The sequence below is a fragment of the Bradyrhizobium roseum genome (assembly GCF_030413175.1).
Taxonomy (GTDB): domain Bacteria; phylum Pseudomonadota; class Alphaproteobacteria; order Rhizobiales; family Xanthobacteraceae; genus Bradyrhizobium; species Bradyrhizobium roseum.
This window is the reverse complement of record NZ_CP129212.1, coordinates 1,144,112-1,164,004: the sequence shown is the minus strand read 5'-3', so window position 1 is coordinate 1,164,004 and position 19,893 is coordinate 1,144,112. Positions and strand designations below refer to the sequence as shown.

The window sequence follows — 19,893 nt, the reverse complement described above, 5'->3', positions numbered from 1 at the left end:
GTGACGGCACGAAAGGGACGGCCAAGAAAATGACAGAGAACAAAGGTGCGCTCGCCATTCTGGTGCATGGCGGGACCGACAACTGGTCGCCGCAGCGCTGGAAAGGCCGGTTCGAGGGCGTCTGCCCGGATCGCCCCGTACGCCTGCTGCCTGGCGACTCGTTCGATCCGGCCGAGGTGCATTACGCTGCAGTGTGGAAGCCGCAGCCGGGCGAGCTGGCCGCCTTTCCCAACCTGCGTGTCATCTTCAACCTCGGCGCCGGCGTCGACGCGCTGATGGCGGACCGCTCCCTGCCCGACGTGCCGCTGGTGCGCGTGGCCGTCACCGACCTCACCGCGCGGATGACGGAGTATGTCGTGCTGCACGTGCTGATGCACCACCGGCAGGAACTCTATTTGCGGGAGTCACAGCGCGCCAAGCGCTGGGCGCCCAAACTCCAATGGGCGGCGGGCGCGATCTCGGTCGGCGTCATGGGGCTCGGCACGCTAGGGGCGGATGCAGCCGATGCGCTGAAGCGTATCGGCTTTCGCGTCGCGGGCTGGAGCCGCAGCCCGAAGACGCTTACCGGCATCGATTGCTTTCACGGCGAAGCGCAGTTCGACACCTTCCTCCGACGGACCGATATTCTTGTTTGCCTGCTGCCGCTGACGCCCGGGACCCGCCACGTCCTCAACCGCACGCTGTTCGAAAAACTCAATCGCAGCAGCCCGCTCGGCGCGCCGGTCCTGATCAATGCCGGCCGCGGCGGCCTGCAGAACGAAGCCGACATTCTGCAAAGCCTGAACGACGGCACGCTGGGCGGCGCCTCGCTCGACGTCTACGCCACCGAGCCGTTGCCCACGGACAGTCCGTTCTGGACCCACCCGAAGGTAGTGCTGACCCCGCACAATGCCGCCGATACCGATGCCGACGAAATATCGAAATACGTCGCGGAGCAGATCGCGCGCTTCGAGGCCGGCGGCGCGCTGGAGAATGTGGTGGACCGCGGACGGGGGTATTAGGAAGTTCCGGTCCTGCGGGGCGACAACGCCAACAAACCCGCAGCGGCAAATGCCAGCAAGGCCGCCAGTTGAAAGGTCTGCTGGAAGGCTTCGAGGAAGCTGTCGTGCTGCTGCAGGATTTCGAACACCATCAGCACGATCGAGGCAGCGGTCACCGTTCCCAGCGTTCGCGTCAGGAGGACGAGACTGCCGGCGACGCCGCGATCCCGCAGCGGCAGCGCGGCCGTGACGATATCCGAATAGGCAAGCTGGAACAGGCCAAGGCCGACGCCCTGCACGATGAGCCCGGCGACCCGCAGCGCGGTCGGCGTTTGCTCCGTCCACGTGCTGATGAGTACGAGACCTGCGCCGATGGCTAGCGCCCCCAAGACCGCGAGCTGCTCGGCTGAAATGGTTCGCCCAACGAGGCGGCCGGCGATCGGCGCGGCCAGCACCGCCCCCGCAGCAGCCGCAGCCAGAATCGCGCCGTTCGCGGCCAGCGCATAGCCGGGAGCGCGCGCCAGAAAATACGGCACCAGCAGCCAGACCGAGAAGGCCGCAAGATTGGCCAGCACGCTCACAATATTGAGCAGCGCGAATCCCGGCAGCCGGAGAATGTCGATCGCGATGATGGGATGCGCCGCGCGCCTCTCGCGGACGATGAAGGCGGCGAAAGCAGCCGCGGATAGCAACGCGAACCAGACGGCGGAAAATTCACGCACGCGGTTGATCGCCAGCAGCATTGTCACCAGGCCCAGAACCAGCGCGATGCCGCCCACAATATCGAGGCGATCGCCGGCGCGTTGCAGCGGCGATACCGGCAGCCCGCGCAACAACAGCAGTGCACCGACGGCGATGGGAATCCGGAACCAGAATACCGCGGGCCAATCCCAAACGGCCGTCAACGCACCGCCCAGCAGCGGACCCAGCATCCATCCGAACGCCATCATCATGGTATAGACACCGAGCGCCCGGCTCCGCCGCTCCTCGCCATAGAGCGATGTCACCAACGCCGCGCCGCAACTCAAGACCAGCGCCGCACCGACACCTTGCAGGCAGCGGAAAACCAGCACCGCCCCGTAGCTCGGCGAGCCACCGACGAACAGCAACGCCGCCGCGCTCCAGACCAGGCCGACACGAAAGACGATCGCATGGCCGACGGTGTCGCCGACGCGCCCGAGTGTCAGCAGCAGGCTGGCGTAGGTCAGCACGTAACAGATGACCACCCACTGGATGTCGGCGATGCCGAGATCGAAGCCACGGGTGATGGCGGGGAACGCGATATTCACCGACGTATCGAGCTGCGCCGTCGCCGTCCCCAGCCCGATCATGGCGACCTGCCAGCCCCTGGAGCGAAACAGGCCGGCCGGCGCCTTGGGAAGACCAGGTTCGGTAATCACGCCGGCGCAAACGTGATCGCGCCATCGGCGTCGACATCGCGCGACAGCCGCCCGAGCGAGGCCAGCATGTTCAGATGCGCCAGCGATTCGCCGAATGCCTGACGCGGATTGGCGTACAGCACCCGCGGGAATACCTCCTGCGCTATCGCAAACGCATGGGTCTTACCGCTGATGACGGAGGCCACGTCGTCGAGCCGTGCCTGATGATGTTCACGCAACTGCGCCAGGCGGTCATGAAGCCCGCGAAACGGCAGGCCGTGCGACGGCAGCACCAGCGTATCCGGCGGCAGCGTCTCGAGCCGCGCCAGCGAATCCAGATATTCCTTCATCGGATTGGCCTCCGGCTGCGCCGATGGCGTGATCACCGAGGGCGTCATATGCGACAGGACCTGATCGCCCGCGATCAGGATCTTGTCGCTTTCGCAATAGAACAGCGCGTGTTCGACCGAGTGGCCGCCGGCCGTGATCACCCGCCACTCGCGCTTTCCCATCGCGACAACATCGCCGTCGCGAATCCGAATGAATTCGCGCGGCGGCCGCAGGCCGAGATATTTCGACGGGCGCTGGGTTCCCACGATCCTCGTCGCGTCGTCGTCGGAGGCCCCGTTGCGCTTCATGAAGACCGCAAATTGCTCGTCCGGCCCCTCCTCGCGCTCGTGCCACAGCTTCCATGCGTTGAGCCATTCGGCCAATGGCAGGCGCACCGCGCATTTCGTTTCCTTCACAAAGAAACTGGCCAAGCCGAAATGATCGAGATGCGCATGCGTGAAGACGAGGTTTTGCAATGGACGGCTGCGCAGCAGACCGCGCCACAGCTTGTCCCACATCTCGAACGTGTCGTCGGTATTGTAGCCGCAGTCGACCATCGTCCAATCAGGCCCGTTGTCGAGCAGCCAGCAATTGACGTGATTGGGCGCGTTCGGCATCGGCAGCCGTACCCAGAACAATCCCGGCAGCACATCCGTCAATTCGCCATAGGCTGGCGGGCGCTGGACCGTGAATTTCAGATCATCGGCCATCGCTGTCCCCTGTCCTGCTTTTCATGCTTTTGGGCCGGCGTCCGGCGCGAACATTTTGGCGAGCTTACGCGATTTGAGCGACCCATCAACGCCGGAGAGACTGTTATGCTTTCCACGCAGGCCCCGGCAGCAAAAATATTCCTCTTTTTCCTTGAGCGGCAGCCGCTTTTCCCCGACAAGGTCGGGCGCCGCCTCGCGCACTCTGCGCCGCGCGGCATCCCGGAGCGATTGGGCAAGAACAATAATGGATGCGCTGAATCCAGAATCCGGGCTCAAGCCTGAAACCGATCCGGAACCGGGGCTCGACCGGCGCACCCGCCGCAATCTCCTGCTGCTCACCTGCTGCCAGGCCGTCGGCCAATCCTGCAACACCATGATGTTCGCGGCCACCGGGCTGTCGGTCATCACCTTCTATCATCATCCCGAGTTCGCCAATCTGCCGGTGACGATGCAGCATCTTGGCGTGATGATCTGGGTGTTCCCGGCCGCATTGCTGATGCAGCGCATCGGCCGCAGCATCGGCTTCCGCGTCGGCTCGCTGTTCGGCATGGCCGGCGCCACCGTGATGTGCATCGGTCTGTACACCGCCAACTTCCTCGTCATGTGCGGCGGCGGGCTCGTCCTCGGCTACGCGGTCGCCTGTCTGCAGATGTATCGGTTTGCCGCGGCGGAGCTGGTCCCGATCCACTACCGCGCCAAGGCGATCTCATGGGTGACCGCGGGCGGCGTCGCCGCCGCCGTGATCGGGCCGAGCCTGGTGCGCGTGACGCATGATCTGGCGATGCCGTTGTACGTCGCGACCTATGCCGCCATTCTCGGGTTGCATCTGATCGTTTTCACGATCATGTCCTTCATCAGCTTCCCATCGGTCGCCGCCGCCCCGCCGACGGCGAGCCCGGCTGAGGCCATCGCGCCGCCGCGGCCGCTGCTGGAGATCGCCAGCCAACCGCGCTTCGTCGCATCGGCGATGGCCGGCATGCTGGCGTTCGGCACGATGTCCTTCATCATGAGCGCGTCGCCGCTGGCCATCGTCGGCTGTGGATTTCCGCATTCAGAGGCCCACTGGGTCATCTTCGTGCATGTGCTCGGCATGTTCGTGCCGTCGTTCTTCACCGGCAATCTGATCAACCGGTTCGGCGCCACGACGGTCATGGCCTGGGGCGTGGCGCTGATGCTGGCCGGCGTGGTCGCGGCGCTGTCGGGCATGACCGAATGGAATTTCAGGATTGCGCTGACCGTCAACGGCGTCGGCTGGAATTTCCTGTTCGTCGGCGCTACCACGCTGGTGACGACGTGCTACCGCCCGAACGAACGCGGCAAGACCCAGGCGCTCAACGACCTGCTGGTGTTCAGCACGACCGCGACATCGAGCTTCATGGCGGGTTTTCTGCAGGAGCGCTGGGGCTGGCAGCCGCTCAACTGGTTTTCGATGCTGCTGATGCTGGCCGCGGCCTGCGCCGTGTTGTGGCTGCGCTACCAGCGTCCGACGTTAAGCGCTGCGCATTAAGGTCGCGTCCGCGGCTTATTTCACCGCGCCGAGCATCACGTCGAGCGCGCCCTTGACGATCGATTCCAGCTCCTTGCGCGGCGTCTGCGCGCGGGCGCGGATGGCGATGGTGTGGAGGGTGGCGGAAGCGAGCTGGGCCAACACGGCCGGATCGGCGCTGTCGGGCAATTCGCCGTTCTCTTTGGCCCGCCGGAAGCAGGCCGCGAAGGCCTTGTCGAGTTCGGTAAAACCTTCCATCACCATGGCGCGGATATCGGGATCGTGCACCGCCTCGGACGCTGCCGTCATGACCGTAAAGCAGCCGCGCGGGCCGGACTCGCCGGACAGGTAGATATCGAGCGCCACCGAATAAATCCGCTCCAGCCGGCGACGGATCGGAAGTTCGTCGAGAAAAATCTTGCCCATGGCGGCGCGCGCGTCCTCGCGATAGCGCCGGTAGCTCTTGATGAACAGCGCGCGCTTGTCGCCGAACGCGCCGTAAAGGCTCGGCCGGTTCATGCCGGTCGCAGCGGAAAGATCGTCGAGCGAGGTCGCCGCAAAGCCGTCCTTGCGGAACAGGTCGAGCGCCTTGCCGAGCGCGACCTCCGGCTGGTAGGCGCGCGGCCGGCCGCGGCGCTTTGGCGGCACGGGATCGTCGATCCTCGGCACGGGCGGCTTTTTACTTTTTTGTACCATATCGCAATAAATTCCTTGACCCGATTTATATTATGCGGAACAGTATAATAATCAATCCCGCACGGCCTGCGCGGCAGGATTGATTAACCGCCAAGGAGGTAACCCATGGATCTTTATTTCTCGCCGCTCGCCTGCTCGCTGGCGACACGGATTGCGCTGTATGAAGCCGGCGCCGAGGCCAATTATCTCGAAGTCGATCCCAAGACCAAGCTGGTGCGAAAGGACGGCTCGGATTTTCGCCAGGTCAATCCGCTCGGCCTGGTGCCGACGCTGCGCACCGACGACGGCACGGTGCTGACGGAGAACGCGGCGATCCTGCAATATGTCGCCGACCGCTTTCCGAAAGCCGGCATCTCGGCTGCCTCGGCCGAGGAACGCAGCCGCCTGCATCAATGGCTCTGCTTCATCGGCACTGAATTGCACAAGGCGCTGTTCGTGCCGCTGCTCGACAAGACCGCGCCGCCGGAGGCGAAGACTTATGCGCTCGGCAAGAATTTCTCGCGGCTCGATTATCTCGAAAACTACCTGAAAGGCCGTGAATTCCTGCTCGATCATTTCAGCGTGGCCGACGCCTACCTCGTCACCATCATCAACTGGACGATGGCGACGCCGCCGATCGAACTGGCGAAATGGCCCAATGTGAAGGCCTATCACGAGCGACTGCGCACCCGCCCCAGCATCGCCAAAGCGGTCGCCGAGGAGTTCGAACTGTACAAGGCCGAACTCGCCCGCCACAAAGCGGCGGCGTAGCCCGTATCTCTCAACACGTCGTCCCCGCGAACGCGGGGACCCATACGGCGCGCCGGATCGGCAGGGCACGCTACTGCGCGCGACAGCAGTGTTGAACACGGCGTAGCGTCAGCTCCGGCGCTTCATCGATAGATCGCGCGGTATGGGCCCCTGCGTTCGCAGGGGCGACATCGTGATCGCAGCCATCACTCCGGCGGCGCGAGCAATCGCGCCGTCAGGTCGTTCAGTGCCCGGCGAAAGATTCCGGTGTCGTCGCGCGCCCGCGCCAGCACCAGTGCTCCCTGGATCGTCAACAGCGCGTCTTCCGTGCGCCGCTGCGCCTGGCTTCGGCTCAAGCCGGATCGGCGCAGGAGCTGCGCCAGCGCAGCGTGCCAGCGCGCAAAATAGCCATCGACCGCTTCGGCAAAGGTGTCGCGCGCCGCGCCAAGCGCCACTAACCCGACCAGACAGACGCGATTGCCGGAATGAAAGTACTGGTCGACGCCCGCGATCATCGCGGCGATGGCCCGCGCGGGATTCTCCGCCTCGCGCAGCGGCGCATAGATGTTGAGTTCGAACCAGGTGTCGATATCGGCCAGCACCTCGGCCGCCATCTGCTCCTTGCCGCCGGGGAACAAATTGTAGAGACTGCCCTTGCCGAGCCCGGTGGCGTCCGTGATCAGCGTCAGCGAGGCGCCCTCATAGCCGTGCGCGCGAAACACCTCGCCCAGCGCGCGCAACACATCCCTGCGCTCGGCGCCCCGCTTCAGCATGGCGTCACAGCGGGCTTTCGCCGAGGCCTGCGACATCGGCCGGGCGCGGACCCGGCGCCGGCCAGAGGAAGCGGCGCTCACTGTCCTTGATGGCTAAATCGTTGATGCTGGCCTCGCGCCGCCGCATCAGGCCGTGCTCGTCGAACTCCCACTGCTCGTTGCCGTAGGAGCGATGCCACTGCCCGGCATCGTCGTGCCATTCGTACTGGAAACGCACGGCGATGCGGTTCTGGTCGAACGCCCATAGATCCTTGATCAGCCGATAGTCATGCTCCTTTTGCCATTTCCGGGTGAGGAAGGCGACGATCGCCTCGCGGCCCTGAAAGAATTCGGAGCGGTTACGCCACCGGCTGTCCTCGGTATAAGCCAGCGAAACCTTGACCGGATCGCGCGAATTCCAGGCATCTTCCGCCATGCGCGCCTTCTGGGCGGCGGTTTCGCGGGTGAAGGGCGGCAGCGGCGGACGCGACATGTGGCTTCTCCGGGAGTGGGCAACTTCCGGAAGTTGTACCGATCGGTACAAAGAGTCAATCGGTAATTACTCCGGCGCGAGATCGGCCTTCATCAGCAGCCGCAACGATTTCGGGATCGGCTTTGCCCGCCCCTCGCTGATGAAGGCGACCCGCACCGCGGCCTTGACCAGAACCTCGTCGCCGCGCCGTACTTCCTGCGCAAGCGTGATCGAAGCGCCCTTCACCGCGACCGGCCATGTCACCACGTCGAGCACGTCGTCCATGCGCGCTGGCCGCAGAAAATCGAGTTCCATCGAGCGCACGACGAAGGCAAAGCCCGGCGTCTCCTCCAGCGCCTGTTCGAACAGCGCATGCTGCGACGCGCCCATCAGCCGCAGATGATTGGTGCGGCCGCGCTCCATGAAGCGCAGGTAGTTGGCGTGATAGACGATGCCGGAGAAGTCCGTGTCCTCGTAATAGACACGGACCTGCATGTGATGGCGGCCGTCGCGGATCTCGCCGTCGAGAATAGGTGATGTCACTTGCGGTCCCTGATCGCGCTGGAAAGCCCCGCTTTTGCGCAAAATCAGCCCGGCACGCAAGCGCGGCAAGGTTCCGTTACGCCACCGCCGGCCGTGGCGCGCCCAGCGTCACCAGCACGATTTCCGGGGGAACGCCGAGGCGGAACGGCATGATGCTGCAGCCGAGGCCGCCGGAGACGACGACGTCGCAGTTCATCTTGATATGGCCATAGGCGAGCTGCTGCCCGGACGGCGAGACCGGCGACCAGCCCAGCATCCGCACCTGGCCGCCATGGGTATGCCCGGAAAGCTGCAGCGCGACGCGCGAAGGCACGCGCCGCGCGATATCGGGCTCATGCGCCATCAGAACGACGGGGGCATCGTCGGTGATCTTCGCCAGCGTCGCGCCGAGATCGTCGACGCCGATGCGCTTGAGCGGCCGGAAGCGGCGCGCCGGGATGTAGGCCAGTTGATCGCCGAGACCGGCGAGCCAGAACGAATGGCCGTCCTTGCTGAGCTTCTTCGCATCGTTCTCGTAAACCGGAATACCGGCCGCCTGCAGCGCACGGCCCGCTAACGGCAATCCATGCCCCGTCCGCTGCACTTCCTTGTCTTCCCACCAGTCGTGATTGCCGAGCACCGCATGCACGCCAAGCGGCGCCTTCAGGCCGGCCAGCACGGCGGCCCATTCGGCATCCGGAATGAACCGCGTCACCTTGCGATGCCCGGCCACGTAGTCGCCGAGCATGACGACGATATCGGGCTTGAGCGCATTGGTGCGCTCGACGATCGCCTGGACACGATCGAGCGACATCCAGGGATCGCAGGCATGGAGATCGGCGATCGCGGCGATCCGGAGCTTGAAGCCTACCGGCCATTGCGGCGGCGAGATATGGTAGCGCGCAACCCGAAGCCGCACGACCGGTGCACTAAACCCATACGCAGCGGTCGAGACGCCCACCGCACCCAGCCCACCGATGCCTTGCAGAAAATGACGGCGTGTTAACATTTGATCCGCTCGTGATGCATCGCAAGGATGGTGACGGATTGAGCCTGAATTGCGGTGCGCTTGTGCAGATCGCCAGCAGAGCTCCAGCAGCTTCTCATCAGCCGTCCTGTCCCACCAGCGGATCCAGCCGTGCCTTCAATTCGTCGGGCGCGCGGGTTTGCGAGGCGCCGCCGATCTGGCCGATCGCAGCGACGCCATAGGCATAAAGCAGCGACCGCATGAACTGGTCGTCGCGCTTGTCGAGCTGGGAACGCAGTACTTCGCGCACAAGATCGAGCGCGCGATCCGGCTGCCTGTGCGGCAGCCGGTCGAAATAGAGAACCGCCGGCCAGACGGCGCCATTCTGCGCGCGCTGGCCCGGACGCTGCAGTTCGGCCCACATCGAGGCAAGTTCGACGATCGGCATGGCGTCAAAAAAGGCTTCCGTCTCGTCGGACGTCGCCCGTTCCGGCACCGCCGCGATGAAGACGAGCATGTCAGCGTCTTCGATTGAACCCATACTCGCACCCCACGGCAGCAAACCCGACGCTGAAGCGCGCCTGGCATTTGGCCGTTAGTGCATCGCGGCAACGATCGGGTTCGAAGCGATCAGTCGTCGCTGTCGCCGTTGCCGAACAGCCCAAACTGTGCTGGATCGCGCGCCGGCTCGGCAAGACCGAGATGGCGGAAGGCGTGCGAGGTCAGCAGCCGGCCGCGCGGCGTGCGCTGCAGGTAGCCGCACTGGATCAGGAACGGCTCGATGATGTCCTCGATGGCGTCGCGCGGCTCCGACAGTGCCGCCGCCATGGTCTCGACGCCGACCGGCCCACCGCCGTAGTTCATCGCAATGGTCGTGAGATAACGCCGGTCCATCGCGTCGAGGCCGGCGGCATCGACCTCCAGCGCGCTCAGCGCGTGGTCGGCGATGGCGCGGTCGATCGAGCTGGCATCCGCAGCGGATGCAAAATCCCGCACGCGGCGCAGCAGGCGGCCGGCGATGCGCGGCGTGCCGCGGGCGCGGCGCGCGATCTCGTTGGCGCCGTCGGGCGTCATGCCGACGTTGAGCACGCGGGCGCCGCGGCTGACGATCTTTTCCAGCTCTTCCTCGGTGTAGAAATTCAGCCGCACCGGAATGCCAAAGCGATCACGCAGCGGATTGGTCAAAAGCCCGGCGCGCGTGGTGGCGCCGACGAGCGTGAATTTTGCCAGATCGATCTTGACCGAACGCGCCGCCGGTCCCTCGCCGATGATCAGGTCGAGCTGAAAATCCTCCATCGCGGGATAGAGAACTTCCTCGACCGCCGGGCTGAGCCGATGGATCTCGTCGATGAACAGCACGTCGCGCTCTTCGAGATTGGTCAGCAGCGCGGCGAGATCGCCGGCCTTCGCTATGACGGGACCTGACGTTGCGCGAAAGCCGACGCCGAGTTCGCGCGCCACGATCTGCGCCAGCGTGGTCTTGCCGAGGCCGGGCGGACCGACGAACAACACGTGATCCAGCGCCTCGCCCCGCTTGCGCGCCGCCTCGATGAAGATCGAGAGATTTTTCCGCGCCTGCGCCTGGCCGACGAACTCCGACAGCAATTGCGGGCGCAGCACGGTGTCGCCGACATCGTCGGAACGGCGCTCGGGTGTGACGATGCGCGAGGGCGTGTTCACTCGCTGCCCCGCTTGTATTTGTTGGGCAGGAGTTCGCCGATGGTCACGACTTTCGGCGCCTTGCCGTTGTCTGGGACGATGACGCGCGCCTTGGCGTCATAGTCGTGGATCAGTTCGCGGCAGATGCCGCACGGCGAAACCACCGCGATCTTGCCGGGCTCGCCGGGCTTGGGATGGCGCACGGCGACGATCGTCTCAATGCCGTGGTCGCCTTTCTCGGTGATGGCACGGCCGATGGCGATCGCCTCGGCGCAGACCGCGATCCGGCCGATATAGGCGTCGATATTGACGCCGGTGACGATACGGCCGTCGCGCGTGCGCATGGCAGCGCCGACCTCCTGCCAATCGTTGCGATAGCGCCGGCTGATGGCCTTGGTGGCGGCATCGATCAGTTCCTGGTCTTTTTTGCTCGGCATGGTGGTGAGTGCGTTCCTTCGGTCGGCGGCTACCCGACGCCAGTCTATTTCGACAATTCCTTCAGGCCCAGCCGGATCAGCTGTGCCGTCTCGGCCTTCTCGCCCGCGCTGCGCGACGCCGCGGCGATCGCGGCGGCCGCCTGCGGCTGGCCGTAGCCGAGATTGACCAGCGCGGAAATCGCGTCCGTCACGGGGCGCGGCGCGCGCTGGTCGTCGAGCGCGCCGGCGAGATGCACCACGGCCGGATCGACATTGGCGAAGGCCGGCGCCTTGTCCTTCAATTCGCTCACGATGCGCTCGGCGACTTTCGGGCCGACCCCGGGCGTCCGCGATACCGCGGCCTTGTCGCGCAGCGCAATCGCGTTCGCAAGTTCGGCCGGCGGCAGCGTCGAGAGCACGGCAAGCGCGACCTTGGCGCCGACACCCTGCACGGTCTGCAGCAGGCGAAACCATTCACGCTCGGTATCCGTGCGGAAGCCGAACAGCTTGATCTGGTCCTCGCGCACGTACGTCTCGATCGAGAGCACGGCGGCCTCGCCGGACGACGGCAGCGCCTGCAGCGTTCGCGACGAGCAATGCACCTGATAGCCGACTCCGCCGACATCGAGGATCACATAGTCCTCGCCGTAGGAATCGATCAGGCCTTTGAGCTTGCCGATCATAGGCTCGCCACCTTCAGCCGAAGCGCTATGCCTCCGCGATGATGGGCGTGCGTGATGGCGATCGCCAGCGCATCGGCGGCATCGGCGGATTTCGGGTCTGCCTTCGGCAGCAGGATCTTCAGCATGACGGCGATCTGGTTCTTGTCGGCGTGGCCGGCGCCGACCACCGTCTTCTTCACCTGGTTGGGCGCGTATTCGGCAACCGATATCCCGAACATCGCGGGCGCCAGCATGGCAACCCCGCGGGCCTGGCCGAGTTTCAGCGTGGCGACGCCGTCCTTGTTGACAAAAGTCTGCTCGACCGCGGCCTCCGCCGGGCGGAAATCGCCGAGCACGGCGGCAAGCCCCTCATGGATCGCCAGCAGGCGGCTGGCCAGCGGCAGATCGTCCGGCGGCTCCACAGAGCCGCAGCCGATGAACACGAGGCGGTTGCCCTCGGTCTCGATCACGCCCCAGCCGGTGCGGCGCAGGCCGGGGTCGATGCCGATGATCCGGACGGGTTGGCGAATCGGTGGGGGTGTCATGGCGTAGTGATAACGCCAGAGGGGGATGAACGAAACATAAAGAGAACGGAAATCCCCTGCCTCTAGAGCTCGCCCCACTTTCGCTCGTCGTCCCCGCGAAGGCGGGGATCCAGTACGCCGAGGCTTTTCGGTCGATAACGGACGTCTCTGGAATACTGGATCGCCCGTCGAGCTGGGTGATGACGACGGCGTGGGAGTAACGCCGGGTACTATCCGCCCATCTTCGCGACCAGCGCATCCGAAATCTCGAAGTTCGCGTAGACGTTCTGGACGTCGTCGTGCTCGTTCAAGAGGTCCATCAGCTTCAACAGCTTCTCGCCGGTCTCGTCGTCGACGGCGACCGTGTTCTGCGGCTTCCAGGTCAGCGCCGCTTTGCGGGCTTCGCCGAATTTCGCTTCCAGCGCCTTGGCCACCTCGCGAAAAGTTTCCTGCGAGGCGTAGATCTCGTGGCCGCTCTCGCTCGAGATCACGTCGTCGGCGCCGGCCTCGATCGCGGCATCCAGCATCGCGTCGTCGGAGGCCTTGCTGGAATCATATTCGATGATGCCGGTGCGGTCGAACATGAAGGCGACCGAGCCGGTTTCGCCGAGATTGCCGCCGGACTTGGTGAAGAAGGAGCGGATGTCGGAGGCGGCGCGGTTGCGGTTGTCGGTCAGCGCCTCGACGATCACGGCAACGCCGCCGGGGCCGTAGCCCTCGTAGCGGATTTCGTCGTAGCTCTCGCTGTCGCCGCCGGTCGCCTTCTTGATGGCGCGCTCGATATTGTCCTTCGGCATGTTCTCCTGGCGCGCCGCGATCACGGCCGCGCGCAGCCGCGGGTTCATGGCCGGGTCCGGGGTGCCCAATTTGGCCGCCACCGTGATTTCCCGCGCCAGCTTGCCGAACAGTTTCGACTTCTGGGCATCCTGCTTGCCCTTGCGGTGCATGATGTTCTTGAACTGGGAATGGCCGGCCATGCAGGGCTCTCTTGGATTCGTCCGGTGGGAATGTGGGGTGAAAGCGCGGCCTTATAGGCCGACAATCAGGCAAAATCAAAGATTTGGGACGGAGTCGGCGACTAAAGTAGTGCCCGCCCACCAAAATATCAGGCAGTTGTTAACCATGATTTCATGCTCGGATGAGAGGATTTCCCACCGACCCTCAACTTTTACGAGACGCTATGGCCTTCGGTTTCTTCAAAAGGCGGGTGCCGGAACCGGCGTTGCCTGCTGTCCAGCCCAAGGCTCAGCGGGCCGCCACTTCAACGGAAGCCGTGTCCGCTGAGGGCGATTCGGCCAGGGCCATCCTTGAACTCCTGGAACTCGAACTCGGCGCCATGATCCGCCAGCTCGAACGTGCTGCCACTTCGGTGGCCGGGGGTGCGGAGGCAACGGCTGCCACGCTGTCGACCATCCGCCAGCGCACTGATGCCCTGACAAGCCACACCAGCGCCGCGCAGGGCACGGCCACGACCTTTTCGCACGCCGCCGACAAGTTCACCCGGTCGGCGCAGGGGATCGGCTCCCAGGTCCGCGACGCCGGCAAGCTCGCCGACCAGGCCAGCGACGCCGCCCGCGAGGCCAGCACCAATGTCGACCGCCTGCGGGAATCCTCAGCCGCAATCGGCAATGTCGTCAACCTGATCGCGCAGATCGCGCGCCAGACCACGCTGCTGGCGCTCAATTCCACCATCGAAGCGGCGCGCGCCGGCGAGGCGGGGCGTGGCTTTGCGGTGGTCGCCACCGAGGTGAAGGCGCTTGCGGTGCAGACGCAGAACGCGACGGAAGAGATCACCAAGAAGATCGAGGCGCTGCAGCGCGACGCCGCGGGCTCGGTCGATGCCGTGCATCGCATTTCGCAGGCGATCGAGGCGATCCGCCCGGTATTCGAGAACGTCAACGGCGCCGTCGCCGAGCAGAACGCCACGACCGGAGAAATTGCCGACAACGCCGCCACCGCCTCCAGCTTCATCGTTTCGGTCGGCGACAGCGCCACCGAAATCGATCAGGCGACCAAGGAAGCCGAGTTGCATGGCGAAAGCGTCGCCAAGGCCGGGCGCGCCGTCACGACGTTCGCGCAGAAGCTCAAGTCGCGTTGCACGGTATTGCTGCGGCAAGGCGAGCGCGCCGAGCGCCGCGAACAGCAAAAATGGCCGTGCAGCCTCGCGCTCGAGATCCAGGCACCGGGCGGACAGCTATCTGCGCCGGTCCACGAGATTTCGATGGATGGCATCCTGATTGGCGGGCCCAACGCCGAACGGCTGACGCAGGGTCAGAGTTTCGATGCGACGCTGCAAGATGTCGGCGTCTGCCGCATTCACGTCGGTGACCGCACCCAGACCGGCACGCAGGCCCGCTTCGAGCGCGTCAACGCCGCGCTGGCCGAGAAGATCGAAGACAAGCTGTGGTCGATCCAGGACGACAACACCGAGGCGGTGACCCGCGCGATGGAAGCCGGCGCGGCGCTGAAGAAGATTTTCAATGATGCCATCGACAGCGGGGCCATCTCGATCGAGGACATGTTTGACACCAACTATGTCGAGATACCCGGCACCAACCCGACGCAGTATCGCACCAAGATACTGGACTGGGCCGATCGCGTCCTGCCCCCGTTCCAGGAAGCCTTCCTGGCCAGGGACAAGCGGATGGCATTCTGCGCAATGATCGACGCCAACGGCTATCTGCCGGTTCACAACAGGATCTACTCGCACCCGCAGCGGCCGGGCGACGTCACCTGGAACACCGCTAACAGCCGCAACCGCCGCATCTTCAACGATCCGGCAGGCCTTGCCGCCGGCCGCAACCAGCGCGCCTATCTGATCCAGAGCTACGCCCGCGACATGGGCAACGGCAACACCGTGATGATGCGCGAGATCGACGTGCCCGTCAGTGTCAAGGGCCGCCATTGGGGCGGCTTTCGCACGGCGTACCGGCTGTAGCCGCGTTTTCTGAAGAACCGCACTCCTCCATCGCGCGCGCCACGGCATCGCGGGAAGCGATAGCTGCCCAGAAGATGGGCTGCGCAAGCCCACAAGCGTGGCGTTCTTGACGTGAACTTTCCTCGTTCGAACTCGTTGACAGGCGGCCCTGGAACCCGCTGCCGACAAGCCCGTTGGCGCGAAGTCAGACAGGCTGGATCGTCCTCCGCGCGCAATTTTGCGCGCACCAGCCACGCCCGCGGAGATCGAAATGACACAACCTGGCACGGCAACGCGCGTTACCCGAACCGCAGAGATCCCGGAGAAGATTCCGGTCCGGCTGAACGTCAACGGCAATCAGCTGGACCTTACGGTCGCGCCGTGGACAACGCTGCTCGACGCGCTGCGCGATCACCTCGATCTCACCGGCACCAAGAAGGGCTGCGACCACGGCCAGTGCGGCGCGTGCACGGTGCTCGTCGACGGGCGGCGGATCAATTCGTGCCTGACGCTCGCCGTGATGAAACAAGGCGCGGAGATAACCACGGTCGAGGGTCTGTCCAGCAACGGCGCGCTGCATCCGCTGCAGCAGGCCTTCATCGATCACGACGCGTTCCAATGCGGATACTGCACCTCGGGGCAGATCTGCTCGGGGGTCGGCTTGATCAGCGAAGGCAAAGCCAAAACACCCGATGAGATCCGGGAACTGATGAGCGGCAACATCTGCCGTTGCGGCGCCTATCCGAACATCGTGGCGGCGATCCAGCAGGCGATGGAGCGATCATGACCCCTTTCCAATATACGCGGGCCAATGACGTCGCCGACGCCATCAAGCAGATCACCGCCGAACCTTCCGCGAAATTCATTGCCGGCGGCACCAATCTGCTCGACCTCATCAAATACGACGTCGAGGGCCCTGCCCGGTTGATCGATATCTCGCACCTTCCGCTTGGCAGAGTTGAGGAGACAGATGACGGCGGCGTCATGGTCGGGGCGATGGTGCCGAACGCCGATCTCGCCTATCACCCGCTGATCGAAAAGCGCTATCCGCTGCTGTCGCGGGCAATCCTGGCGGGCGCCTCCCAGCAATTGCGCAACATGGCGTCGACCGGCGGCAATCTCCTTCAGCGGACGCGCTGCTTTTATTTTTACGATGCAACGACACCCTGCAACAAGCGCGCGCCGGGCAGCGGCTGCTCAGCCATCGACGGCGTCAACCGCGTCAATGCGATCCTCGGCACGAGCGAATCCTGCATCGCCACGCACCCTTCCGACATGTGCGTGGCGATGGCCGCACTCGAAGCCACCGTTCATGTCGCCGGCCCCGCCGGAACGCGCACCATCGCGTTTGCGGATTTCCATCGGCTGCCCGGCGACACCCCGCAGCGCGATACCAACCTCGACCCGGACGAAATCATCACGCGGATCGAGCTTCCGGCCAACGGTTTCAGCGCGAACTATTCTTACGTGAAGATTCGCGACCGTCTGTCCTATGCGTTCGCGCTGGTATCGGTCGCGGCTGCGATGGAGTTTGAGGGCGACACGATCAAGGATGTCCGCATTGCACTCGGCGGCGTCGCCCACAGGCCGTGGCGCAGCCCGGCGGCGGAAACCGTCCTGCGCGGCCAGCGCGCCGAGGCCGGCGCGTTCGAGTCCGCCGCCGACGTGCTGCTGCGCGGCGCCAAGGGTTTTGGACACAACGACTTCAAGATCGGCCTGGCGCGACGCGCGATCATCCGGACGCTCGGTCAGGCTGCGCGGGGAACGCCGCAGTCGATATCAGACAAGAGGATACGGTGATCGCCATGGCTAGCTATATCGGAACAGCGACATCCCGCGTCGACGGCCGGGCGAAAGTCACGGGCGGGGCCAGATATGCCGGCGAATTCAGCGTCGACGGCCTCGTCCATGGCTATATCGTGGAGTCCACGATTCCCAAAGGGCGCGTGGCCCGTATCGATGCCTCAGAGGCGCTCGGCGTCAGCGGCGTGATCGACGTGCTCACTTATCAGAACCGGCCGGAGATGGCTGACGATGATAAAGCCTACAAGGACGAAACCGCGCCCGAAAATGGCTCGCCCTATCGGCCGTTGTTCGACGATGTAATCCGTTTCAGCGGGCAGCCGCTCGCGCTCGTGCTGGCGGAGGATTGGGAGACCGCCCGCATCGCCGCGTCGATGGTGAAGATCGAATACCAGCGCGAGCCCCACGTCACCGACCTGTATGCGCAGCGCTCGGAAGCCTTCGTTGTCGAGAAGCCGGAAAAGCCGCGGGGCGATGCGGCAAAAGCATTTGCCGCCGCAGCCGTTCGCCATGACGCCGAATATTTCATCCCCAGCGAATACCATAATCCGATGGAGTTGTTCGCCTCCACGGCCGTCTGGGACAACGGCCACCTGACGGTCCACGACAAGACGCAGGGCGTGCAGAACGTGCAGCAATATCTCTGCGGTGTGTTCAAGATGAAGGCGGACGCCATCAGCGTGATGTCGCCCTACATGGGTGGCGGCTTCGGGTCTGGCCTTCGGCCGCAATACCAAGTCGTGCTGGCGGTGCTCGGGGCGCTCGCGCTGAAACGTCCGGTGCGCGTGATGTTGACCCGCGCACAGATGTACGCGCTTGGCTATCGGCCAGCGACCATCGAGCGTGTGGCGATCGGCGCCAACCGCGACGGGACGCTGGAGTCGATGCAGCATGAAGCCGTCTCCATCACATCGCAGTATGAAGAATTTTCCCGCAACGATATCGGCTGGGGCAATTTGCTCTACAAAACCCCGAACGCAAAGTTCGAGCACAAGCTCGTCAAGCTCGATCTGCCGACATCGTGCGACATGCGTGCGCCGGGCGCCGCCACCGGCGTCTATGCGCTGGAATGCGCCATGGATGAACTCGCCGTCGCGCTCAAGACCGATCCGGTGCAATTGCGGCTGCAATGTTATTCCGATCGTGATCAGGGCGAAGACGTCCCCTACACCAGCAAACGGTTGCGCGAATGCTACCAGCAAGGCGCTGCGGCGTTCGGCTGGGACAAGCGCAGCGCCGAGCCGCGCTCGATGCGGGACGGACGTGAACTGGTGGGCTGGGGCATGGCGACGGGCGTATGGGAAGCCCTGCAGATGCCCGCCACCGTCCGCATCGTGCTGACCGCCAACGGCCATGCCGAAGTGGCGACAGCAGCCTCCGACATCGGCACAGGCACCTACACAATCATGGCGCAGGTCACGGCCGACATGCTCGGCCTGCCGATCGAGAACATCAGCGTCAAGCTCGGCGATTCGACGCTGCCTCAATGTCCGCTGGAGGGCGGTTCTTGGATCGCATCCTCGGTGTGCAACGCGATCGCCAATACGGCGAACGCCGTTCGCGGCGACATTCTGAGGCTTGCCCAGGCGATGAAGGATTCACCGCTCGCGGACGAAACCGTGGACGACGTTGCGCTGGTCGACGGCAAGATCGCCAGCAAGCGCGACGCCAGCCGCTCGGTTTCGATCGCCAGCGTCATGCAGTCGGACAACGCCGAGCGCATCACGCGCGAGGAAACCAACAAGCCCGACGAGGACAAGTCTCACGCGCGCAACGTCCACTCTGCCGTCTTCGCCGAGGTCAAGGTCGACGAGGAACTGGGCGTCGTCCGCGTCACCCGCATCGTCGACGCCGTGGCGGCAGGCCGCATCCTCAATTTAAAGACAGCGCGAAGCCAGATCATGGGCGGCGTGGTCTGGGGCATCGGCATGGCGCTGCACGAAGAGACGCTCTACGACCACCGCTTCGGGCGCGTCATGAACGCCAATATCGCCGAGTATCATGTGCCCGTGAATGCCGACATTCACGACATCGAGGTCATTTTCGTCGATGAGCAGGACACACTCGTCAATCCGCTCGGCATCAAGGGCCTCGGTGAAATCGGTATCGTCGGCGTTGCGGCGGCGATTGCCAATGCGGTCTATCACGCCACGGGTAAGCGCGTGCGTGACCTGCCGATCACGCTGGACAAGGTGGTTCAATTCGAACCCACCGTCGCGGGCCTGCGCTAGCGCAGTCCCGTCGGGAGTTCAAACCCTTGATACTCCCGCGTCAGCAACGCCTTCAGCACCGGCATGTTCGGCGTCGCATCCTTTGAAGGCATCGGGTTACTGTCCGCCTTGATGAAATCGGGCGGTGTGCCCGGCAGCTTGTAGAGATTGAAATTGCTGCGTCGGATCGCGAAGTCGGCCTGCAGATAGCCGTCGCGCATCATCAGGCCGGCGGGCGCGACGTAGAAACTATCCTCGCGAAACGGGCCAAGGATCGAGAACGTGGTCGATCCCTTGCCGACGTCGCGGCGCTGGCTCGAAAGCCTCACGAGCTCGGTCTGCTCGCCGTTGACGGTGACGTAGACCCGCCGCAGCGGCAGTTCGGCTGCGTCCTGGGTGACGACGCTGACCAGCACCAGCACGTATTTGCCGATCGCCTGATATTCAGCGGCACTCGACGGCCAGCAGAAATCAATCGACGATCCACGCGCGGCGCCTTTCGGCGCCTGCTCCTTGGTTCGGAGAGCAGCCTTCTCGAGCCGCTCCGTCATGTCGGCAGGTGTCACCGCGCCTTGGGAGACCGGCCGCTTCGTCAGCGTCTGCGCGCCGGCCGTGGCGGAAACGAACAGCGCCAGCGCGACGATCAGCAGCCTGCGCATCGTCATTCTTTCCGCGTTGG

At 64.6% G+C, this 19,893-nt stretch carries 21 protein-coding genes; 7 read left to right on the top strand and 14 right to left on the bottom strand.

Going from position 1 to position 19,893, the window contains the following annotated elements:
* The first annotated feature begins 29 nt into the window (after window positions 1-29).
* On the top strand, window positions 30-1,001 hold the full coding sequence (locus QUH67_RS05395; RefSeq protein WP_300945625.1) for a 2-hydroxyacid dehydrogenase: 972 nt from the start codon (window positions 30-32) through the stop codon (window positions 999-1,001).
* Here QUH67_RS05395 and QUH67_RS05390 read toward each other — a convergent pair.
* Window positions 998-2,380 (bottom strand): MFS transporter, encoded by a 1,383-nt coding sequence (locus QUH67_RS05390; RefSeq protein ID WP_300945622.1) that lies wholly within the window; start codon window positions 2,378-2,380, stop codon window positions 998-1,000. The two genes, QUH67_RS05395 and QUH67_RS05390, sit on opposite strands and share 4 nt — an antisense overlap.
* Entirely contained in the window at window positions 2,377-3,399 is a 1,023-nt protein-coding gene (locus QUH67_RS05385; RefSeq protein WP_300945619.1) for an MBL fold metallo-hydrolase, read from the bottom strand. The genes QUH67_RS05390 and QUH67_RS05385 overlap by 4 nt, the downstream gene beginning before the upstream one ends.
* Window positions 3,400-3,643: 244 nt before the next feature.
* On the opposite strand from QUH67_RS05385, the gene QUH67_RS05380 reads away from it, so the two are divergent.
* The gene (locus tag QUH67_RS05380) at window positions 3,644-4,906 is read left to right on the top strand and encodes an MFS transporter (RefSeq protein ID WP_300945617.1); all 1,263 of its coding nucleotides are present in this window, start codon (window positions 3,644-3,646) and stop codon (window positions 4,904-4,906) included.
* Window positions 4,907-4,921: 15 nt separating this feature from the next.
* On the opposite strand, the gene QUH67_RS05375 is transcribed toward QUH67_RS05380, so the two are convergent.
* Entirely contained in the window at window positions 4,922-5,581 is a 660-nt protein-coding gene (locus tag QUH67_RS05375; RefSeq protein ID WP_300945616.1) for a TetR/AcrR family transcriptional regulator, read from the bottom strand.
* A gap of 105 nt (window positions 5,582-5,686) precedes the next feature.
* Here QUH67_RS05375 and QUH67_RS05370 point away from each other — a divergent pair, with 105 nt between their 5' ends.
* On the top strand, window positions 5,687-6,331 hold the full coding sequence (locus tag QUH67_RS05370; protein WP_300945615.1) for a glutathione binding-like protein: 645 nt from the start codon (window positions 5,687-5,689) through the stop codon (window positions 6,329-6,331).
* A 185-nt stretch (window positions 6,332-6,516) separates the two neighbouring features.
* Here the strand turns inward: QUH67_RS05370 and QUH67_RS05365 are convergent, their stop codons facing one another.
* The 10 genes from QUH67_RS05365 to QUH67_RS05320 form a co-directional block, all read right to left on the bottom strand.
* Complete coding sequence (locus tag QUH67_RS05365) at window positions 6,517-7,083, bottom strand: TetR/AcrR family transcriptional regulator (protein ID WP_300945614.1); 567 nt, start codon at window positions 7,081-7,083, stop codon at window positions 6,517-6,519.
* Window positions 7,084-7,087: 4 nt separating this feature from the next.
* The gene (locus QUH67_RS05360) at window positions 7,088-7,555 is read right to left on the bottom strand and encodes a nuclear transport factor 2 family protein (RefSeq protein ID WP_300945613.1); all 468 of its coding nucleotides are present in this window, start codon (window positions 7,553-7,555) and stop codon (window positions 7,088-7,090) included.
* A gap of 66 nt (window positions 7,556-7,621) precedes the next feature.
* Window positions 7,622-8,077 carry a tol-pal system-associated acyl-CoA thioesterase gene (gene ybgC / locus QUH67_RS05355; RefSeq protein WP_300945612.1) on the bottom strand — a complete coding sequence of 152 codons (456 nt, stop codon included), beginning with the start codon at window positions 8,075-8,077 and terminating at the stop codon, window positions 7,622-7,624.
* A 76-nt stretch (window positions 8,078-8,153) separates the two neighbouring features.
* Window positions 8,154-9,065: a metallophosphoesterase gene (locus QUH67_RS05350; RefSeq protein ID WP_300945611.1), complete on the bottom strand. Its 912-nt coding sequence runs from the start codon at window positions 9,063-9,065 to the stop codon at window positions 8,154-8,156.
* 97 nt (window positions 9,066-9,162) lie between these two features.
* Entirely contained in the window at window positions 9,163-9,564 is a 402-nt protein-coding gene (locus QUH67_RS05345) for a hypothetical protein (RefSeq protein WP_300945610.1), read from the bottom strand.
* A gap of 89 nt (window positions 9,565-9,653) precedes the next feature.
* On the bottom strand, window positions 9,654-10,703 hold the full coding sequence (ruvB, locus tag QUH67_RS05340) for a Holliday junction branch migration DNA helicase RuvB (RefSeq protein WP_300945609.1): 1,050 nt from the start codon (window positions 10,701-10,703) through the stop codon (window positions 9,654-9,656).
* Window positions 10,700-11,119 (bottom strand): cytidine deaminase, encoded by a 420-nt coding sequence (locus QUH67_RS05335; protein WP_300945608.1) that lies wholly within the window; start codon window positions 11,117-11,119, stop codon window positions 10,700-10,702. Before QUH67_RS05335 ends, ruvB begins: the two co-directional genes overlap by 4 nt.
* 44 nt (window positions 11,120-11,163) lie before the next feature.
* Complete coding sequence (gene ruvA / locus QUH67_RS05330; protein ID WP_300945607.1) at window positions 11,164-11,781, bottom strand: Holliday junction branch migration protein RuvA; 618 nt, start codon at window positions 11,779-11,781, stop codon at window positions 11,164-11,166.
* A complete protein-coding gene (ruvC, locus tag QUH67_RS05325; protein ID WP_300945606.1) occupies window positions 11,778-12,305 on the bottom strand; it encodes a crossover junction endodeoxyribonuclease RuvC in 528 nt (175 codons plus the stop codon). Before ruvC ends, ruvA begins: the two co-directional genes overlap by 4 nt.
* A 209-nt stretch (window positions 12,306-12,514) precedes the next feature.
* A complete protein-coding gene (locus QUH67_RS05320; protein WP_300945605.1) occupies window positions 12,515-13,261 on the bottom strand; it encodes a YebC/PmpR family DNA-binding transcriptional regulator in 747 nt (248 codons plus the stop codon).
* Between the two features lie 203 nt (window positions 13,262-13,464).
* Between QUH67_RS05320 and QUH67_RS05315 the strand changes: the two genes are divergently transcribed.
* The 4 genes from QUH67_RS05315 to QUH67_RS05300 all read left to right on the top strand — a co-directional run bounded on the left by QUH67_RS05315 (window position 13,465) and on the right by QUH67_RS05300 (window position 19,235).
* On the top strand, window positions 13,465-15,222 hold the full coding sequence (locus QUH67_RS05315; protein ID WP_300945604.1) for a methyl-accepting chemotaxis protein: 1,758 nt from the start codon (window positions 13,465-13,467) through the stop codon (window positions 15,220-15,222).
* Between the two features lie 250 nt (window positions 15,223-15,472).
* Window positions 15,473-15,988: a (2Fe-2S)-binding protein gene (locus tag QUH67_RS05310; RefSeq protein ID WP_300947947.1), complete on the top strand. Its 516-nt coding sequence runs from the start codon at window positions 15,473-15,475 to the stop codon at window positions 15,986-15,988.
* Window positions 15,985-17,001 carry an FAD binding domain-containing protein gene (locus QUH67_RS05305; RefSeq protein WP_300945603.1) on the top strand — a complete coding sequence of 339 codons (1,017 nt, stop codon included), beginning with the start codon at window positions 15,985-15,987 and terminating at the stop codon, window positions 16,999-17,001. Before QUH67_RS05310 ends, QUH67_RS05305 begins: the two co-directional genes overlap by 4 nt.
* Before the next feature lie 5 nt (window positions 17,002-17,006).
* Window positions 17,007-19,235, top strand: coding sequence for a xanthine dehydrogenase family protein molybdopterin-binding subunit (locus QUH67_RS05300; RefSeq protein WP_300945602.1), 2,229 nt, complete (start codon window positions 17,007-17,009; stop codon window positions 19,233-19,235).
* Here QUH67_RS05300 and QUH67_RS05295 read toward each other — a convergent pair.
* Window positions 19,232-19,879 carry a hypothetical protein gene (locus QUH67_RS05295; RefSeq protein WP_300945601.1) on the bottom strand — a complete coding sequence of 216 codons (648 nt, stop codon included), beginning with the start codon at window positions 19,877-19,879 and terminating at the stop codon, window positions 19,232-19,234. The genes QUH67_RS05300 and QUH67_RS05295 overlap by 4 nt on opposite strands.
* Between the last annotated feature and the right edge of the window lie 14 nt (window positions 19,880-19,893).

Excerpts from the sequence above, each read along its gene's own strand:
- QUH67_RS05395 (WP_300945625.1), top strand. The coding sequence starts at position 30 with ATGACAGAGAACAAAGGTGCGCTCGCCATTCTGGTGCATGGCGGGACC.
- QUH67_RS05385 (WP_300945619.1), bottom strand. The coding sequence starts at position 3,399 with ATGGCCGATGATCTGAAATTCACGGTCCAGCGCCCGCCAGCCTATGGC.
- QUH67_RS05380 (WP_300945617.1), top strand. The coding sequence starts at position 3,644 with ATGGATGCGCTGAATCCAGAATCCGGGCTCAAGCCTGAAACCGATCCG.
- QUH67_RS05375 (WP_300945616.1), bottom strand. The coding sequence starts at position 5,581 with ATGGTACAAAAAAGTAAAAAGCCGCCCGTGCCGAGGATCGACGATCCC.
- QUH67_RS05370 (WP_300945615.1), top strand. The coding sequence starts at position 5,687 with ATGGATCTTTATTTCTCGCCGCTCGCCTGCTCGCTGGCGACACGGATT.
- QUH67_RS05365 (WP_300945614.1), bottom strand. The coding sequence starts at position 7,083 with ATGCTGAAGCGGGGCGCCGAGCGCAGGGATGTGTTGCGCGCGCTGGGC.
- QUH67_RS05360 (WP_300945613.1), bottom strand. The coding sequence starts at position 7,555 with ATGTCGCGTCCGCCGCTGCCGCCCTTCACCCGCGAAACCGCCGCCCAG.
- QUH67_RS05350 (WP_300945611.1), bottom strand. The coding sequence starts at position 9,065 with ATGTTAACACGCCGTCATTTTCTGCAAGGCATCGGTGGGCTGGGTGCG.
- QUH67_RS05345 (WP_300945610.1), bottom strand. The coding sequence starts at position 9,564 with ATGGGTTCAATCGAAGACGCTGACATGCTCGTCTTCATCGCGGCGGTG.
- QUH67_RS05335 (WP_300945608.1), bottom strand. The coding sequence starts at position 11,119 with ATGCCGAGCAAAAAAGACCAGGAACTGATCGATGCCGCCACCAAGGCC.
- ruvA (WP_300945607.1), bottom strand. The coding sequence starts at position 11,781 with ATGATCGGCAAGCTCAAAGGCCTGATCGATTCCTACGGCGAGGACTAT.
- ruvC (WP_300945606.1), bottom strand. The coding sequence starts at position 12,305 with ATGACACCCCCACCGATTCGCCAACCCGTCCGGATCATCGGCATCGAC.
- QUH67_RS05320 (WP_300945605.1), bottom strand. The coding sequence starts at position 13,261 with ATGGCCGGCCATTCCCAGTTCAAGAACATCATGCACCGCAAGGGCAAG.
- QUH67_RS05315 (WP_300945604.1), top strand. The coding sequence starts at position 13,465 with ATGGCCTTCGGTTTCTTCAAAAGGCGGGTGCCGGAACCGGCGTTGCCT.
- QUH67_RS05310 (WP_300947947.1), top strand. The coding sequence starts at position 15,473 with ATGACACAACCTGGCACGGCAACGCGCGTTACCCGAACCGCAGAGATC.
- QUH67_RS05305 (WP_300945603.1), top strand. The coding sequence starts at position 15,985 with ATGACCCCTTTCCAATATACGCGGGCCAATGACGTCGCCGACGCCATC.
- QUH67_RS05300 (WP_300945602.1), top strand. The coding sequence starts at position 17,007 with ATGGCTAGCTATATCGGAACAGCGACATCCCGCGTCGACGGCCGGGCG.
- QUH67_RS05295 (WP_300945601.1), bottom strand. The coding sequence starts at position 19,879 with ATGACGATGCGCAGGCTGCTGATCGTCGCGCTGGCGCTGTTCGTTTCC.